The 16428-nt window shown below is 65.9% G+C and carries 15 protein-coding genes; 4 read left to right on the top strand and 11 right to left on the bottom strand.

The features are described 5' to 3' along the window. Positions 1-7 precede the first annotated feature (7 nt). Positions 8-427: a peptide-methionine (R)-S-oxide reductase MsrB gene (msrB, locus tag ACZY1I_RS18850; RefSeq protein ID WP_463755978.1), complete on the top strand. Its 420-nt coding sequence runs from the start codon at positions 8-10 to the stop codon at positions 425-427. Between the two features lie 85 nt (positions 428-512). Here the strand turns inward: msrB and ACZY1I_RS18855 are convergent, their stop codons facing one another. From ACZY1I_RS18855 to hemE, 4 genes are read right to left on the bottom strand one after another with little or no spacing between them, the layout of a single operon-like run. Continuing rightward, complete coding sequence (locus ACZY1I_RS18855; RefSeq protein ID WP_463755979.1) at positions 513-1262, bottom strand: class I SAM-dependent methyltransferase; 750 nt, start codon at positions 1260-1262, stop codon at positions 513-515. Further along, a complete protein-coding gene (hemQ, locus tag ACZY1I_RS18860) occupies positions 1259-1954 on the bottom strand; it encodes a hydrogen peroxide-dependent heme synthase (protein ID WP_463755980.1) in 696 nt (231 codons plus the stop codon). Before hemQ ends, ACZY1I_RS18855 begins: the two co-directional genes overlap by 4 nt. A 5-nt stretch (positions 1955-1959) precedes the next feature. Then, positions 1960-3318, bottom strand: a complete 1359-nt coding sequence (locus tag ACZY1I_RS18865; protein WP_463755981.1) for a protoporphyrinogen oxidase — start codon at positions 3316-3318, stop codon at positions 1960-1962. Continuing rightward, positions 3315-4376: a uroporphyrinogen decarboxylase gene (gene hemE, locus ACZY1I_RS18870; RefSeq protein ID WP_463755982.1), complete on the bottom strand. Its 1062-nt coding sequence runs from the start codon at positions 4374-4376 to the stop codon at positions 3315-3317. The genes ACZY1I_RS18865 and hemE overlap by 4 nt, the downstream gene beginning before the upstream one ends. A gap of 39 nt (positions 4377-4415) precedes the next feature. Between hemE and ACZY1I_RS18875 the strand changes: the two genes are divergently transcribed. From ACZY1I_RS18875 to ACZY1I_RS18885, 3 genes are all read left to right on the top strand, one after another. Continuing rightward, complete coding sequence (locus ACZY1I_RS18875; protein ID WP_463755983.1) at positions 4416-5222, top strand: enoyl-CoA hydratase/isomerase family protein; 807 nt, start codon at positions 4416-4418, stop codon at positions 5220-5222. Positions 5223-5398: 176 nt separating this feature from the next. Then, on the top strand, positions 5399-5935 hold the full coding sequence (locus tag ACZY1I_RS18880) for a DUF3000 domain-containing protein (protein ID WP_463756298.1): 537 nt from the start codon (positions 5399-5401) through the stop codon (positions 5933-5935). Between the two features lies 1 nt (position 5936). Further along, positions 5937-7256, top strand: a complete 1320-nt coding sequence (locus ACZY1I_RS18885) for an HRDC domain-containing protein (protein ID WP_463755984.1) — start codon at positions 5937-5939, stop codon at positions 7254-7256. 52 nt (positions 7257-7308) lie between these two features. Here the strand turns inward: ACZY1I_RS18885 and dxs are convergent, their stop codons facing one another. From dxs to ACZY1I_RS18920, 7 genes are all read right to left on the bottom strand, one after another. Continuing rightward, positions 7309-9225 carry a 1-deoxy-D-xylulose-5-phosphate synthase gene (dxs, locus tag ACZY1I_RS18890; RefSeq protein ID WP_463755985.1) on the bottom strand — a complete coding sequence of 639 codons (1917 nt, stop codon included), beginning with the start codon at positions 9223-9225 and terminating at the stop codon, positions 7309-7311. A 43-nt stretch (positions 9226-9268) separates the two neighbouring features. After that, complete coding sequence (locus ACZY1I_RS18895; protein ID WP_463755986.1) at positions 9269-10732, bottom strand: cation:proton antiporter domain-containing protein; 1464 nt, start codon at positions 10730-10732, stop codon at positions 9269-9271. A gap of 125 nt (positions 10733-10857) precedes the next feature. After that, positions 10858-11598 carry an ABC transporter permease gene (locus ACZY1I_RS18900; protein WP_463755987.1) on the bottom strand — a complete coding sequence of 247 codons (741 nt, stop codon included), beginning with the start codon at positions 11596-11598 and terminating at the stop codon, positions 10858-10860. Then, complete coding sequence (locus ACZY1I_RS18905; RefSeq protein WP_463755988.1) at positions 11598-12308, bottom strand: fluoroquinolone export ABC transporter permease subunit; 711 nt, start codon at positions 12306-12308, stop codon at positions 11598-11600. The genes ACZY1I_RS18900 and ACZY1I_RS18905 overlap by 1 nt, the downstream gene beginning before the upstream one ends. Next, positions 12305-13180 carry an ABC transporter ATP-binding protein gene (locus ACZY1I_RS18910; protein WP_463755989.1) on the bottom strand — a complete coding sequence of 292 codons (876 nt, stop codon included), beginning with the start codon at positions 13178-13180 and terminating at the stop codon, positions 12305-12307. The genes ACZY1I_RS18905 and ACZY1I_RS18910 overlap by 4 nt, the downstream gene beginning before the upstream one ends. Positions 13181-13197: 17 nt before the next feature. Further along, a complete protein-coding gene (locus ACZY1I_RS18915) occupies positions 13198-14418 on the bottom strand; it encodes a class I SAM-dependent RNA methyltransferase (protein WP_463755990.1) in 1221 nt (406 codons plus the stop codon). Next, positions 14415-16406 (bottom strand): APC family permease, encoded by a 1992-nt coding sequence (locus ACZY1I_RS18920; RefSeq protein WP_463755991.1) that lies wholly within the window; start codon positions 16404-16406, stop codon positions 14415-14417. Before ACZY1I_RS18920 ends, ACZY1I_RS18915 begins: the two co-directional genes overlap by 4 nt. Between the last annotated feature and the right edge of the window lie 22 nt (positions 16407-16428).

Here is a 16428-nt window from a genome sequence, read left to right on the forward strand (position 1 = left end):
AGTGCGCATGACTGAAACTGCGCGTCCGAAGCTTCAACTTTCCGACGACGAGTGGCGCAAGAAGCTCAACCCGCAGGAATTCAATGTGCTGCGTCGGGCCGGCACCGAGCGCCCCTTCACCGGCGAATACACCGACACCAAGACCCAGGGCATCTACCAGTGCCGGGCCTGCGGCACCGAATTGTTCCGCAGCACCGAGAAATTCGAGTCGCACTGCGGTTGGCCGTCGTTCTTCGACCCGTCGAATTCGGACGCGGTGATCCTGCGTGCCGACCGCTCGATGGGCACGGTTCGCACCGAGGTGCTGTGCGCGAACTGCCACAGCCATCTGGGACACGTGTTCTCCGGTGAGGGCTACCCGACGCCCACCGACCAGCGCTACTGCATTAACTCGATCTCGCTGCGTCTGGTCCCCGACCAGGCCTAGCGCTATCCCTCGCCATCGCGGCGAGTGTGAACCGCACGATGCTCAACCGGCGTGTCGCGTCGCAGAATTCACGATCGGCAAAGCTCTAGTCCAACCTGGTGGCGTGCACTTCCCAGAACGGCGCGTGCACCCTGCCGTTGACCAGCCAAGGTTCCATGGCTCGGTATCGCGCCAGCAGCGCCTGCGCTTCGTCGACCATGTCGGGGTAGCGCTGCGCCATCGCCTCGATCGACTCACTGTCGATATTGATCTGATAGCTGGTCTTGCCCATGTAGGTGATCTCCCAACCACCTAACGGAAGCACGTCGCGGAAATCGCTCTCGGGCAACGACCGCAGCATCTTGAAGCCGTTGATGTCGTGCTCGCCGAACTCGAACATATACAGCCGCGCACCCGGCCGGGTCGCTCGGCGCAGCGCCTGCACGTAGCTCTTCTGCAACTCCGGCGCGGTGCTGAAGGTGTGATAGAAAGCGCAGTCCACGACCGTATCGAAGCGCCCGTCCAGGCCTTCCAACTTGGTCGCATCGGCGACCTGAAAATCCACCGAAACCCCGGCGCGCTCGGCGTTCTCTCGGGCAAGCCCGATCGCGGTCTCTGAGCCGTCGATGCCGGTCGCCGAAAAGCCTTGGGTGGCATAATAAATCGCGTGATGTCCGGGGCCGGTGCCCGGGTCGAGCACCTCGCCTTTCACGGCGCCCAGCGCGACGAGTTGTTGGACAACCGGTTGCGGACCCCCGATGTCCCACGGGGTGGCTGCGCGCAATCCGTGCGCCAACCGCTGGTCGCGGTAGCTCTCCTCGAACCGGGTGGGGTCAGCGGGGTCCGGTCGCGTCACGGCAACGCGTTCACCAGTTGCTCGACCGGCACACGCGGTCCGGTGAAGAACGGCAGCTCCTCCCGGGTGTGCCGTCGGGCGTCAGTAGCGCGCAGTTCCCGCATCAGGTCGACGATGCGGTGCAATTCCGGCGCTTCGAAGGCCAGCAGCCATTCGTAGTCGCCGAGCGCGAACGCCGGAACCGTGTTGGCCCGGACGTCCTTGTACTCGCGGGCGGCCATGCCGTGCTCGGCGAGCATCCGCCGGCGTTCGTCATGGGGCAGCAGATACCACTCGTAGGACCGCACGAAGGGATACACGCAGATGTAGTTGCCGGGTTCCTCGCCGGCCAGGAACGCCGGGATGTGGCTCTTGTTGAACTCGGCCGGGCGGTGCAGCGCAACGCTGCTCCAGACCGGCGAACTGGCCCGACCCAGAGTGGTGGTGCGCCGGAAGTCGGCGTAGGTCGCCTGCAGCGCTTCGACGCGCTCGGCGTGGGTCCAGATCATGAAGTCGGCGTCCGCACGCAGGCCGGCGACGTCGTAGAGGCCGCGGACCACGACGCCGCGCTCTTCCTGCTGCTTGAAAAAGGTGGCGGCATCGTCGACGACGGGACCGCGGTCGTCACGAAGCTCACCCGCCCGTACCGAAAAAACCGAAAACATCAGGTAGCGAACGGTTGCATTGAGAGCGTCGAAGTCAAGGCGTGCCATGGGACCTATCGTGCCACTTGCGCATCGAGCGCTTCGACGACGCTGGTGGCCGCCTTGCCGGCCGAGCCGACGCAGGCCGGGACGCCGATTCCGTCCAGATAGCTGCCCGCTACCGCCAGGGTCGGGGGCAGACCGGCGCGCAACTCGGCAACCAGCCCCGCGTGCCCCGGCCCGTACTGCGGCATCGCGTCGATCCAGCGCTGCACCCGCACATCGATCGGTTCCACGGCCAGCCCGAACACCGCGGCCAGGTCACTCAACGCCCAGGCCCGCAGTTCGTCCTCGGGAGTCTGGGTCGCCACGTTGTCGCCGAATCTGCCGAAAGACAGCCGCAACTGCTGCACGTCACCGCTTGCACCCCATTTGCGTGACGACAGCGTGATCGCCTTGGCGTGCAACGGTTCACCGCTGGCCACTAATACACCCGAGGACTGCGGAAACGGGGTTTCGGGTGGCACCGCCAGCGCGACCACTACCGCGGAGGCGCAGTCGATGCGGCGGGCAGCCGCGGACGTCGCCGGTGCGAGGGTGGCTACCAAGCGCGCGACCTGCGCGGCTGGGACGGCCAGAATCACCGCATCGGCGTGCCACTCGGCGCCGGCTTCGTCGCGCAAAGTCCAGCCAGGTTCAAGAGCGGTTATCCCGGCTTGAATCCACCGCACCCGACTTCGCGCCGCAAGCTCATCGAGCAGAACTTGGTAACCGCCGCGCAGCGCGCCGAATACCGGCCCCCCGCCGGCAGGCGGCAGGCCTCCTCGCACCGCGTCAGTCAAGCTCGTGGCGCCCCGGTCGAGGGCCGCGGCGACGCTGGGCACGGACGCGCGCAACCCGATCGTTGCGGCTGAACCCGCATACACCCCGCCCAACAGCGGATCCACCGATCGGGCCACCACCTGCGCGCCGAACCGGTCGGTCACCAGGTCGCCTACCGCGGGGTCGCTGCCAGGAATCCAACTCATCTCCCGCTGCGACTCGGCTTCGATACGCGCGACGGTGGCGTCATCAACCAGACCGGCCACGGACGCTGCCGACGACGGAATCCCGGCCACCGTGTCCGACGGCAGCGGGTGCAGCCGTTCACCGCTGTAAATCAACGGCCGCACCCCGGTGGTGGTCTGCTGCCGGTCCGCCAGACCCAGTTCGGTCAGCAATGCCGGCATCTCGGGCCGGCGCAAGACGAACGCCTCGGCGCCGAGGTCCATCTGTTGGCCACCCACCAGTTCGGTGCGCAAAACGCCTCCGAGTCGATCGGCGGGATCGAACAAAGTGATGTCGGCGTCGTCGCCAAGCGCGACACGTAGCCGATACGCCGCGACCAAGCCCGAGATTCCGCCGCCCACAACGCAATACGAGCGAGTCGTCATAGCGAGTGGACCAGTGCCACCAGTTCGGTCACCACACCGGGGTCGGTCTCGGGCAGCACACCGTGACCGAGGTTGAAGACGTGACCGGCCGCACCGGCGTCCATGGCCCGGCGGCCGTCGTCTACGACGGACCGCGCGGCCGCCTCCACCACCGGCCAGCCCGCGAGGAGGACGACCGGATCAAGGTTGCCCTGCAGCGCGGTCCCGGGTAGCACCCTGGCCGAGGCATCGGTCAGCGATGTCCGCCAGTCCACGCCCACAACGCGAGCCTGCCCCGGAGACACCGCCTCCGACATCGCACCCAGCAACTCCGCCGTCCCGACTCCGAAGTGCGTCATCGGCACCCCGTACTCGGCCAACTCAGCGAAAACCCGCGAACTGTGCGGCAGCACATACTGCCGGTAGTCGGCCAGCGACAGCGTGCCCGCCCACGAATCGAACAGCTGGATGGCGTCCACCCCGGCGTCGATCTGACCGCGCAGAAACGCGATGGTGAGGTCAGTCAGCTTCGTCATCAACGCGTGCCAGGTGGCCGACTCGGCCAGCATCATCGCCTTGGTGCGCGCATGGTTGCGACTGGGTCCACCCTCGACCAGATAGGACGCCAACGTGAAGGGCGCACCGGCGAATCCGATCAGCGGGACCTCGCCGAGCGCGCCTACCAGCAGCCCGACCGCTTCCAGCACGGGTTGAATCGCCTGCGGATCAAGGGGTTTCATGGCTTCGACGTCGCTGGTGGTACGGATCGGCTCGGCGATCACCGGCCCGACGTTGGCGACGATGTCCAAATCGACACCGGCGGCGCGCAGTGGCACCACGATGTCGGAGAACAGGATCGCCGCGTCGGGTTGGTGGCGGCGGATAGGCTGCAGCGTTACCTCGCAGGCCACTTCGGGCTCGAAGCAGGCCGCCAGCATGCTGTGGTGTTGGCGCAGCGCCAGGTATTCGGGCAGCGAACGGCCGGCCTGCCGCATGAACCAAACCGGTGTCCGGCTGGGTTTGCGGCCGGCGACCGCGGCCAGATAGGGCGAGTGCGGTAGGTCGCGGCGGGTAGTCATTAGCCTCAATGCTGCCACGCGACAACTCAAGGAGCGCCGATGCCCGTAACCTACGACGACTTTCCCAGCCTGCGCTGCGAACAAGGCGATAACGGTGTGCTGACTCTGGTGCTCGATGCGCCTGGGCTCAATTCGGTCGGACCGCAGATGCACCGCGACCTGGCCGACATCTGGCCGGTGATCGACCGCGACCCCGCAGTGCGGGCGGTGCTGGTCCGCGGTGAGGGTAAGGCGTTCTCGTCGGGCGGCAGCTTTGACCTGATCGACGAGACGATGGGCGACTTCGAGAGCCGGGTCCGCATCATGCGCGAGGCCCGAGATCTGGTGCTCAATCTGATCAATCTCGACAAACCGGTGGTCTCGGCCATCCGGGGTCCGGCCGTCGGCGCGGGACTGGTTGTGGCGCTGCTCGCCGACATTTCCGTGGCGGGCCGGACGGCCAAAATCATCGATGGGCACACCAAGCTCGGGGTGGCGGCCGGCGACCACGCCGCGATCTGCTGGCCCCTGCTGGTCGGCATGGCCAAGGCCAAGTACTACCTGCTGACCTGCGAACCGTTGTCCGGCGAAGAAGCCGAGCGCATCGGCCTGGTCTCGACCTGCGTCGACGATGAAGAGGTACTGGCCACCGCAACCCGCGTGGCAGACAACCTCGCGAACGGCGCCCAGACCGCGATCCGTTGGACCAAGCACAGCCTCAACCACTGGTACCGCATGTTCGCGCCGGCCTTCGAGACGTCGCTGGGCCTGGAATTCATCGGATTCAGCGGTCCTGACGTGCGCGAAGGACTCGCCGCTCATCGCGAGAAGCGTCCGGCACGCTTTATTGACACGTCGGACAGCTAGGCGTAACTCGGCGCGCCTGTTTTCGCCGGTCGGACGATAGGTCTACCGTCGAAAACTGTGACCCGCACCGACCACGACATGGGCCTGAACGACGGGGTGGGGGGAGCACCCGCTCGCAGGGAGCAGCTCTCGTGACTTCAGTCGAACCGGAACCATTTCGCGAAGCGGTCGCGGCGATGAACGCTGTCACCGCCCGGCCGGAGATCGAGCTGGGCCCCATCCGGCCGCCGCAGCGTTTGGCGCCGTTCAGTTATGCGCTGGGAGCCGAGGTCAGACACCCGGATGTCGACATCGTCCCCGAGCGATCCGAGGGCGACGCGTTCGGCAGATTGATCCTGCTGTACGACCCAGAGGGATCCGACGCCTGGGACGGCACCATCCGCCTGGTCGCCTACATCCAGGCCGACCTGGACTCGCACGAGGCCATCGATCCGCTCCTGCCGGAAGTGGCCTGGAGCTGGCTGTCGGAGGCGCTGGAGTCGCACACCGAGCAGATGACCGCGCTTGGTGGGACGGTGACAGCCACCACGTCGGTGCGCTACGGCGACATCTCCGGCCCGCCGCGGGCCCACCAGCTCGAACTCCGGGCGTCCTGGACTGCCATGACCCCCGACGTGGGCACCCACGTCCAGGCATTCTGCGATGTCCTCGAGCACGCCGCGGGCCTGCCACCGACGGGTATCACAGACCTGAGCTCGCGGTCACGCGCATAGCATGTGCCCCGACCCGGCCCCTGCGGAGACTGATCCGTCGGGCGGCGCCGAACCTGAAGCCGCCCCACTACTACACCCGTCCGACGGGATGCCCGACCTTTCCGTCAGCGTGCGTCAGATCGAAGCTGCGGCCGCCCAGCTTGACCGGGGCCGTGGCCCATTCGCCGTGGACGCCGAACGGGCGTCGGGCTTCCGGTACTCCAACCGGGCCTACCTGATCCAGATTCGGCGGTCCGGCGCAGGCACCGTGCTCATCGACCCGGTCAGCCACGGCGGTGATTCGCTGACCGTGCTGCGTCCGGTCGCTGAGGTACTCAGCCAAGACGAATGGATTCTGCATTCTGCCGACCAGGATCTGCCCTGCCTGGCCGAGGTCGGCCTGCGGCCGCCGGCGTTGTACGACACCGAGTTGGCGGGACGACTGGCAGGCTTTGAGCGAGTCAATCTGGCGACCATGGTCGAGCTGCTGCTGGGCCGGGGGCTGGCCAAAGGCCACGGCGCAGCCGACTGGTCCAAGCGGCCACTCCCGGCCGATTGGCTCAACTACGCCGCCCTCGACGTCGAACTGCTCATCGAATTGCGTGCGGCGATCTCCGATATTCTCGCCGAACAAGGCAAAAGCGACTGGGCGGCAGAGGAATTCGAGTTCCTACGGACGTTCGAAGAACGGGGTGCGGCCACAACGCGGCGTGACCGCTGGCGCCGAACATCGGGCATCCACAAGATTCACGACCGCCGAGCGCTGGCCGCGGTACGCGAATTGTGGACGACGCGCGACCGAATCGCCCAGCGCCGCGACATCGCGCCGCGCCGCATCCTGCCGGACTCGGCCATTATCGACGCCGCGGTCGCCGATCCGAAAACGATCGATGATCTGGTCGCGTTGCCCGTGTTCGGTGGTCGCAACCAGCGCCGCAGTGCCTCGATCTGGCTGTCGGCCTTGGAGGCCGCCCGGCAGAACCAGGATCTTCCGCAGGTGGCGGAGCCGTCGACCGGGCCACCGCCGCCGGCCCGGTGGAGCAGGCGCAAGCCCGATGCCGCCGCTCGGCTGGAGACGGCTCGCGCGGCGCTCGCTGCGCTGTCTCAGCGGGTGAAGATTCCGACCGAGAATCTGGTGTTACCGGAACTGGTGCGCCGGTTGTGCTGGGATTGGGAAGGCTTGGGCGTCATCACCGATCCGGTAGCGATGACCGATGAGTGCCTGCGCGCCGGTCATGCGCGACCGTGGCAGCGTGAACTGGTGGTCCCGGTGCTGGCCGCCGCGATGATCAAGGCCCCGCAAGTCGGCCAAGAAACCGAGTCGGATACCGAAGAAGGCTAGAGGGATCGCAAGCGCGGCGTTAGCCGGGCGCAGCGGGTCCCGACCATCGGGCTCAGTCCAGACGCTCGCTGATCTCAGACTGCTCTACCGCGGAAGTCCCCAGCGCCGCGACCCAGCCAGTGATACGCCGGGCCACATCCTGGTCAGTGAGTCCCAGGTCGGCGAGCACCTCACCCCGCGACGCGTGCTCGTAAAAGTTCTGTGGCAAACCCACGTCGCGGCACGGAATATCGACCTCGGCCCGCCGCAGCGCGGCCGACACCGCGCAACCCACGCCGCCGCTGACTCCGTTGTCCTCCAACGTGACCAACAGCTTGTGCTGCAACGCCATTTCGCGCACCCCGTCGGGTATCGGCAACACCCAGCGCGGATCGATCACCGTCACACCGATGCCCTGGTTGTGCAGCCGCTTGGCCACTCCCAAGGCCATCGACGCGAACGCGCCAACCGAGACGAGCAGCACGTCGTTGGTCAAGCCGCCGGCAGGCACGGCGAGCACATCGATGCCGCCTCGCCGCTCGAGGGCTGGAATGTCCTCCCCCACATCGCCTTTGGGGAACCGGATGGCGGTCGGACCATCGTTGATGTCGAGTGCTTCGCCGAGTTCTTCGCGCAGCCGGGTCCCGTCGCGGGGCGCGGCGACCCGAATGCCTGGCACGATGCCCAGAATCGACAGGTCCCACATGCCGTTGTGGCTCGGCCCGTCGCTGCCGGTGACCCCGGCCCGGTCGAGCACCATGGTGACGGGCAGCTTGTGCAACGCCACATCCATCATGATCTGGTCGAACGCCCGGTTGAGGAAGGTCGAATAGATCGCCACGACGGGATGCATTCCGCCCATCGCGAGTCCCGCCGCCGACGTCATCGCGTGTTGCTCTGCGATGCCGACATCGAACAACCGGTCCGGAAACTTCTCGCCGAACGCCGACAGCCCGGTGGGGCCGGGCATCGCTGCAGTGATGGCCACAATGTCGCGACGCTTCTGGCCGGCCGCGATCAGCGCGTCGGCAAACGTCGCGGTCCAGCCCGGCGCTGCCACCTTGGTGGCCATGCCGGTGTGCGGATCGATCGGAACCGTCGAATGCATCTGCTCGGCCTCGTCGTCTTCAGCCGGGCGATAGCCCTTTCCCTTCCTGGTGACGACGTGCACGATCACCGGGGCGCCGAAGCCACGGGCACTGCGCAGGGCGACTTCCACCGCTCGCTCATCGTGGCCGTCGACCGGACCGACGTACTTCAACCCGAGGTCGGTGAACAGCAACTGCGGCGACAGCGAGTCCTTGATTCCGGCCTTCACGCTATGCATCAAGTGGTAGGCGACGTCACCGATCATCGGAACCGAGAGCATCGCGTTGCGGCCGCGCTCCAACAGCTGTTCGTAGGCCGGCTGCAGCCGCAAGGTGGCCAGGCGGTCGGCCAGGCCCCCGATCGTCGGAGCGTAGCTACGTCCGTTGTCGTTGACGACGACGATCACCGGCCGGTGGGAACCCGCGATGTTGTTCAGTGCCTCCCAGCACATGCCGCCGGTGAGGGCGCCGTCGCCGACGACCGCGACGACGTGCCGATTGCGATGCCCGGTCAGCTCGAACGCCTTGGCCAGACCGTCGGCGTAGGACAACGCGGCGCTGGCATGGCTGGACTCGACCCAGTCGTGCTCGCTCTCCGCCCGGCACGGATATCCGGACAGGCCGCCCTTCTTACGCAGGCTGACGAACTCCTGGGCGCGACCAGTCAGCATCTTGTGCACGTACGCCTGATGACCCGTGTCGAAAATGATCGGGTCGTGCGGCGAGTCGAAAACTCGGTGCAGCGCGAGGGTCAATTCGACGACCCCGAGGTTGGGGCCCAGGTGCCCTCCCGTGGCAGCAACCTTATGGATCAGGAACTCGCGGATCTCCTGAGCCAATTCGCGTAGCTGCTGTTGGGAAAGGTGCTGCAGATCAGCGGGCCCGCGGATCTGTTCCAGCATCCCGCCAGTCTACGCAGTGGGCCGGAATATGGTGCTAGGACCGCTACGCGGCTCCGAACAGCTCCGTGAGGGTGTCATGCAGTTCGGGATCCGCCAGCACAACGACCTCATCGCCGACCTCGAGTCGGGTGTCGCCCCGCACCGGTACCAAGCCAGTCGTACGGACCACGATGCTCACCCAGATGTCGCCGACGCGATCACTGAGCCCCTCCACCGTGCATCCTTCCGCCGCCGACCCCACGGCAACACTGAAGCGATGAACACCCTGGGGTTCGTCTGCGAGTCGGACAGCTATCTCCCAGGGCTGCGTCTCCACCATGCGCATTGGTAGGCGCAGCAGTCGTGCTACGCCGGGCACCGAACTGCCCTGCACCAAGACCGAGAATGCGACGACGACCACCACGATGCCGTATAGGCGTTCCGCGTCGTCAACATGGGCGACCCGTAAGAACTCACCGAGCAGGATCGGTACCGCACCCTTCAAGCCGGCGAAAAGGATAAAGACACGTTCATTTCGCCGCAGCTCCACACCTGCCAGGCAAGCGCCGACGCCCAACGGTCGAATCAGCACCGTCAGGGCCGCGCCGAGAAGAATCCCAGGAATCCACACGTCGGGGTGAGTCAGTACGCGGAGGTTGACTGTAAGACCCAAGACAGCGAAGGCGACGATTTCGGCCAATCCGGCCAGGGCTGCATGAAATCGTTTGATTTCCGGCTTGTACGGCGCCCGGGCATCGCCTATCACAATTCCGGCGACGAACACCGCCAGGAAACCAGATCCGTGGGCGAGGGTGGCGATGCCGTACAGCATCAAGCTGCATGCCAGTGTCCGGAGTGGGTAGAGGCCTTCGCTCGGCAGGGCGACACGGCGCATGAACGCGAGCAAGGCGGGCCCGCCAACCAATCCGACGGCCACCCCAACTGCCATTTGCAGGACGAATTGGGCTCCCACGCTGGCGAACCCGGCGGCGGTGAGGCCGCCGGCGGCCGCCAGGCTGCTCATCAACGCGATGCCTACAGGGTCGTTGGCTCCGGACTCGCCTTCCAAAATAGTGCTGCTGCGGCCGGCGATCTCACGCTTGCCGAGCACCGCGAAGACAATAGCCGGATCGGTCGGAGCAACCGCCGTCGCCACCAGAACCGCAGCGTACCAAGTGATTCCACACAGGTAATGCAGCAACATTGCCCCGCCGACAGCAGTCAGGGCGGTGCCGAGAACGCCGAGCGAGAGGATGGGTACGACCGCGGCCCGAAATCGTGATTGCCCTATGTGCATGCCGCCGTTAAACAACACCAGCACCAGTGCGATGGTGAGGACCCGCTCGACGGTTCGCTCGGACGGTGGCTGCACTGCGGGCACGGCGTGCACTGATATAGCGGCTCCGACCAATACCAGCAGCGCGACCGGGATTTTCACCCGCTCGGTGAGCCGGTTCGCCAGCACCGCAACCAATCCAACGGCGCTACAGAACAGGATGACAAGTGCGTAGCGGATTGTTTCGCTCATGCGAGCCGTGACGACGTCGAACTCATTCGGTTACTAAGCATCCGTGCCCCTCGATCGGTCGACGACGAAATCGCCGACCAGACTTCCCGGCACACCGCGACGGAGTCTAACCTCCCGCGGGCGTTTCACCGCTGCTTGGCCTCAAAGCGGCGGAACAGGGGCCACGCGATCGCCACGTTGTAGATGAAACCGGCGACCAGATACGGCCACCACACACCGTGGGCGCTGGCCACCCAGAACGCCTTGGCGGCCCAGTAAGGCGGCAGCACTCCGAAGGCGAGGTTCCATTGGGAGTGGATGAACCATGGCAGGCACGGCAGCCCGGCGATCAGCATGCCCAGCCCGCGAACCATTGCCAGACCCTGAATCTTGTTGCCGGCCATGGTAATGATCAGCAACAGCGTCACCACCGCCGACACACCCGCCAGCAGCCCGATCGGGATGAGCGGCACCAGCAGGCCTTGCCCCAGGATGCCGCTGAGCGACAGTGTGCTGACCACGTACACCGTCGTCACCACGAGTACGGTCGCAGCCCGGTAGGCGAAGAAGGTGGCTACCCGCACCGGCGTGACCCGCAGTACGGTCAGCGTTCCGGCGTCGACCTCATCGAGCACCAAAAACGCGCCGAGCGCGCCTGCCACGATGATGCTGGTCAGCAGCAGGAACGCGGTCAGGATCAGCGGGTAGTACGGCACAAGGTCGAACCCGTTGCGCCGGGCGACCAGCGAGGTCACCCGCGGGGTGATCACCGCGACCAGGCTGGTCCAGATGACCGGTGCGCCGACGATGCCGATCATCAACGGGTCGCGGTAGGTGCCGCGAAGGTCATTGCGGCCGAACGCGGCCAGCGTGCGCGCCGTTCCCATCACACTCCCCCGGACTTTGCGACGACGTACCGGCCGAACAATGCCTTTGCCGCCCAGCACAATCCAGCGATCGTCAGCAGCGGATACAGCAGGGCGTAGGCAACCTGCCACGGCGCCAGGACCACCTGCCCGAAAGCACATCCGATCAGCAGCAACGGTCCCTGCATGGGCAGCACATACAGCGCCGGGTTCGGCCAGACGCCGGACAGGTAAAGGATCGGCAGGTTCATCACGGCCAGCGGAACAGTCGCCGCCAGGAACCAGTCGCTGATCGAGGCGAACGGCAGCGAGGTGATGAAGCCGACCAGCAACATCAGCAGCGTGCCCAGCAGCACTCCGGCGAGCATCGGCGCCGGTCGATAGTTGAGCCCGTGGGCGATGGTCGCCACCGCGAGTGCCACTGATAGCGAAACTGCTACCAGGACAGCGAGTTTCGCGAAAAGATACTCAGTGAACCGCAGCGGCGTGGAGATGATGGCGCCCAGCGTGCGTTCCTGCTCCTCGAAGAACACCGCACCGGCGATGAAGAAGAACCCGATGATCGTGGTATCACCGGACATCACATAGGGTTCGGCGGCCGCGCGCAGGCCATGCGGCATCGGGAGCAGCACCGCGAGCCAGATCAGCCCGGAGAAGACGGCCGCATGCAGGAAGCGTTGGCGCGTCTGGATCGTCAGTTCGAGTCGCACGACGCTGGCGAGTCGGGTCATGTCAGCTGCCGACCGGTGATTTCGACGAAGACGTCGTCGAGGCTGGCTTCCCTGCTGTGGATGGTCTCGACCCGGTGGTTACGCAGCACCGCGTGGAACTCCGGGTCGTCGGCCAGGTTCTCCATCGCGAATTCGGCCGATTCCAGACCGCCGCCACCGCCGCTGCCCCGGCGATATTCGACCCGCACCATCCGCTTGCTGCGGGCGATCTTCAGCTCGGCCGGGGTGTCCAGTGCCGCAATTCGCCCGTCGACGACGAAGGCGACCCGGTCACACAGCTCGTCCGCGGTCGCCATGTCATGGGTGGTGAGAAACACGGTGCGGCCCTGCGCCTTCAGATCGAGAACCATGCTTTTGACCGTGCGGGCATTGACCGGGTCCAGACCCGAGGTGGGCTCGTCGAGAAACAGCAACTCCGGATTGTTGAGCAGTGACCGGGCGAAGGTGAGCCGCATCTGCATTCCCTTGGAGTACTTGCTTACCCGAACGTGAGCATGATCTGCCAGACCGAGGTCGGTCAGCAGCTGCATCGGGTCGGCTGTCGCGCCGCTGTACAGGGACGCGAAAAAGTGCAGGTTCTCCAGTCCAGTGAGCTTCTGATAGTGGTTGGGCAGCTCGAACGAGACACCGATGCGCTCGTAGTAGTCCGGTCCCCAGTCCAGCGGATCGCGTCCCCACACCGCCGCCTGCCCGCCGTGGCCCCGCAGCAATCCGATCAGCAGCTTCTGCGTGGTCGACTTGCCCGCGCCGCTGGGGCCCAGAAACCCGAAGATCTCGCCGCTGCCCACGCTGAAGTCCATCCCTTGGATCGTCGGCGCGGCGGATTTGGGATACGTGAACGTCAGCCCTCGCACTTCGATGACGTCCGCCATGGACCGGCAGCCCCTTCCTAACGGCTCAACAGCGCTATGCACTCCACATGATGAGTCAACGGGAAAGCGTCGAACACCCTGATCTGCTCGACGTTGTAACCGTGTCGCCGGTACAGGCCGATGTCCCTGGCGAAAGACGCTGCCTCGCAACCGATGTGCACCACGCGTGGGACGTCGGCCGCCGCCAGCAGATCGATCACCTCGCGCCCGGCGCCCGAGCGCGGCGGATCCAGCACCGCGACATCGGCACGCGCGTCCTGGGCGGCCACCGCGCGGCGCACCGAGTCGGTGACGACGTCGACCTGAGGCAGATCAGCAAGGGCGGCTCGGGCTGCCCCGGTGGCCCCGCGGGCGGTGTCGACGGTGACCACCCGACCCGACTCCCCCACCGCCGCACCGAGCACGGCGGCGAAGATGCCGGCTCCGCCATAGAGGTCCCAGGCGGTCATACCCGCCGCGGGTTGGGCCCAGTCAGCGACGATCTCGCTGTACACGCGCGCGGCATCGCGGTGCGACTGCCAGAACGCGGTGACCGGCACCCGCCAACTGCGCCCGCCCACCCGTTGCACGGTGTGATAGTTGCCCTCCAGCACCTTCGTCGCGGTGCCGGACCGCTGGCTGCCCTTTTTCTGGGGACCCCGGGAAACCGTGCGCACCACGTGGCGCTCGCCGTCGTCGTCGACGACGACATGCACGTGGGCGCCGGGCGGCCAATCAGAGCCGGCCAGCCCGTCCAGCATGCCGGCGGGCAACTGCCCACAATCGAGGTCGGTGACCAGTTCGTCGCTGTGATAGCGGTGGAATCCGGGCTTGCGGTCGCGCCCGACGTCGAGCCGGACCCGGGTTCGCCAGCCAGTCGGCCCGGCGTCCGACATTGGTTCGGTGTCGCCGGACCAACCGTGCCCGCCGAGTCGCTCGAGCTGATTAGCCACCACCTGCGCCTTGAGCGAACTGGCCGCCTCGGGTCTGGCGAATGCCAGATCGCAACAACCGGCACCGTCCACCCCGGCGATCCGGCACAGCGACTCCACCCGGTCGGCAGACGGCTCGATCACGTCGATAACCTCTGCGTGCCAATATGATTCGCGATCAGCGGTCACCCGCACGCGAACCCGTTCCCCGGGCAGCGCGTAGCGAACGAAAACGACCCGCCCGTCGTGGTGCGCGATGCAACTACCGCCATTGGCGGGGGCGCCGGTGACCAATGTCAGCTCCCCGCAAGCCGATTCGAGGCTCAATCGAAAATGCCCCGTCGCGCGTCGCCGGGAGCCGATTGCGGCTGCAAGGCTTTGATCCGCTCCGATGACGTCAGCTGCCACGGAACGGAGGTCACCATCACACCCGGCATGAACAGCAGCCGACCTTTGAGCCGCAGCGCACTCTGGTTGTGCAGCAACTGTTCCCACCAGTGGCCCACCACGTATTCCGGGAGGAACACCGTCACCACAGTTCGCGGCTTGCTGATCTGTTTGACATATTTCAGGATCGGCCCGGTGATTTCACGGTACGGGGAAGCGATCACCTTCAGCGGAACGCTGATATCGCTCTCTTCCCATTCATGCTGCAGCGCACGGGTTTCGGCCTCGTCGACGTTCACGGTCAGGGCCTCCAGCATGTCGGGCCGGGTCGCGCGCGCGTAGGCCACCGCGCGCAGCGTCGGCAGATGCAGCTTCGATACCAGCACCAGAGCATGGTTGCGACTGGGCAAAACGATCTCGTTGCCCCGTTCGGCGGCTTGCTCCGCCAGTTCCCGACTGACTCCGTTGTAATGGCCCCGGATCAGCTTCATCAGCCCGAACAGCAGTCCCATCGCGACCAGGGCGATCCATGCACCGGCCAGGAACTTGGTCACCATGACCACCAGCAGCACCGAACCGGTGGCGATGAAACCGATGGTGTTGACGATCCGCGACCGCATCATCCGTCGCCGCGCCGCAGGCTCGGTTTCGGTACGCAGCAGCCGGGTCCAGTGCCGCACCATGCCGATCTGACTCAGCGTGAACGAAATAAACACACCGACGATGTACAGCTGGATCAGGGCACTCAACTCGGCGCGAAAGGCGACGATCGCCAGCAAGGCCGATAACGACAGGAACGCGATGCCGTTGGAGAAGGCCAGCCGGTCTCCGCGGGTGTGAAATTGGCGAGGCAGGTAGCTGTGCTGCGCCAGGACGGAACCGAGCACCGGGAATCCATTGAAGGCGGTATTGGCCGCCAGCACCAAGATGAGCGCGGTGACCGCGGTGATCACCACGAACCCGATGTGGAAGTTGCCGAAGACGGTTTCCGCGAGCTGCGTGACCAGGGTCTTCTGATAGTAGCCGGACGGGGCACCCGCGAGTTGCTGGGAGGGATCGTCGACGAGCTGCACGCCGATCTTCCTGGCCAGCACGATGATTCCCATCAGCAGAGTGACAGCGATGCCGCCCAGCAGCAACAGGGTGGTGGCCGCGTTTTTCGACTTGGGTTTCTCGAAGGCGGGCACCCCGTTGCTGATGGCCTCCACCCCGGTCAGCGCCGCGCAACCGGAGGAGAACGCCCGCGCCATCAAGAACACCAACGCGAAACCGACGATTTTTCCGTGCTCGGAGTGCATCTGAAAACCGGCGGACTCGGCCCGCAGCGGGTTGCCGAGCACGTAGATGCGGAAGAGCCCATAGCCGAGCATGCCGGCCATACCGACGATGAAGGCGTAGGTGGGGATGGCGAAGGCGAAACCGGACTCCCGTACTCCGCGCAGATTCAGCGCCGTCACGAACAAGATCGCGGCAACACAGCACCAGACCTTGTTCTCGGCCACGAAGGGGACGGCCGAGCCGATGTTCGAAATCGCTGACGCCGTCGAAACAGCAACGGTGAGAACGTAATCCACCATCAGCGCACTGGCCACGGTCAAGCCGGCGTTGGGCCCCAGATTGGTGGTGACCACCTCGTAGTCGCCGCCACCGGACGGGTAGGCGTGCACGTTTTGCCGGTAGCTGGCCACCACCACCAACATGACCGCGGCCACCGCCAGGCCGATGAGCGGCGACAGCGAGTAGGCAGCCAGTCCACCCACCGACAGCATGAGGAAGACCTCCTCGGGGGCGTAGGCCACCGAGGACAGCGCATCGGAGGCAAACACCGGCAGCGCGATCTTTTTCGGCAGCAGCGTGTGACTCAGTTCGTCGCTGCGGATCTTCTCGCCGATAAACAATCGGCGTGCAGCGGTTGAAAGTTTGGACACGAGAGCCAAGAGTAAGCCCACG

The sequence above is a fragment of the Mycobacterium sp. IDUB_37 genome (assembly GCF_055419245.1).

Coding starts and splice junctions, on each gene's coding strand:
- msrB (WP_463755978.1), top strand. CDS start 8: ATGACTGAAACTGCGCGTCCGAAGCTTCAACTTTCCGACGACGAGTGG.
- hemQ (WP_463755980.1), bottom strand. CDS start 1,954: ATGGCACGCCTTGACTTCGACGCTCTCAATGCAACCGTTCGCTACCTG.
- ACZY1I_RS18865 (WP_463755981.1), bottom strand. CDS start 3,318: ATGACGACTCGCTCGTATTGCGTTGTGGGCGGCGGAATCTCGGGCTTG.
- hemE (WP_463755982.1), bottom strand. CDS start 4,376: ATGACTACCCGCCGCGACCTACCGCACTCGCCCTATCTGGCCGCGGTC.
- ACZY1I_RS18875 (WP_463755983.1), top strand. CDS start 4,416: ATGCCCGTAACCTACGACGACTTTCCCAGCCTGCGCTGCGAACAAGGC.
- ACZY1I_RS18880 (WP_463756298.1), top strand. CDS start 5,399: ATGAACGCTGTCACCGCCCGGCCGGAGATCGAGCTGGGCCCCATCCGG.
- ACZY1I_RS18885 (WP_463755984.1), top strand. CDS start 5,937: ATGTGCCCCGACCCGGCCCCTGCGGAGACTGATCCGTCGGGCGGCGCC.
- dxs (WP_463755985.1), bottom strand. CDS start 9,225: ATGCTGGAACAGATCCGCGGGCCCGCTGATCTGCAGCACCTTTCCCAA.
- ACZY1I_RS18895 (WP_463755986.1), bottom strand. CDS start 10,732: ATGAGCGAAACAATCCGCTACGCACTTGTCATCCTGTTCTGTAGCGCC.
- ACZY1I_RS18900 (WP_463755987.1), bottom strand. CDS start 11,598: ATGGGAACGGCGCGCACGCTGGCCGCGTTCGGCCGCAATGACCTTCGC.
- ACZY1I_RS18905 (WP_463755988.1), bottom strand. CDS start 12,308: ATGACCCGACTCGCCAGCGTCGTGCGACTCGAACTGACGATCCAGACG.
- ACZY1I_RS18910 (WP_463755989.1), bottom strand. CDS start 13,180: ATGGCGGACGTCATCGAAGTGCGAGGGCTGACGTTCACGTATCCCAAA.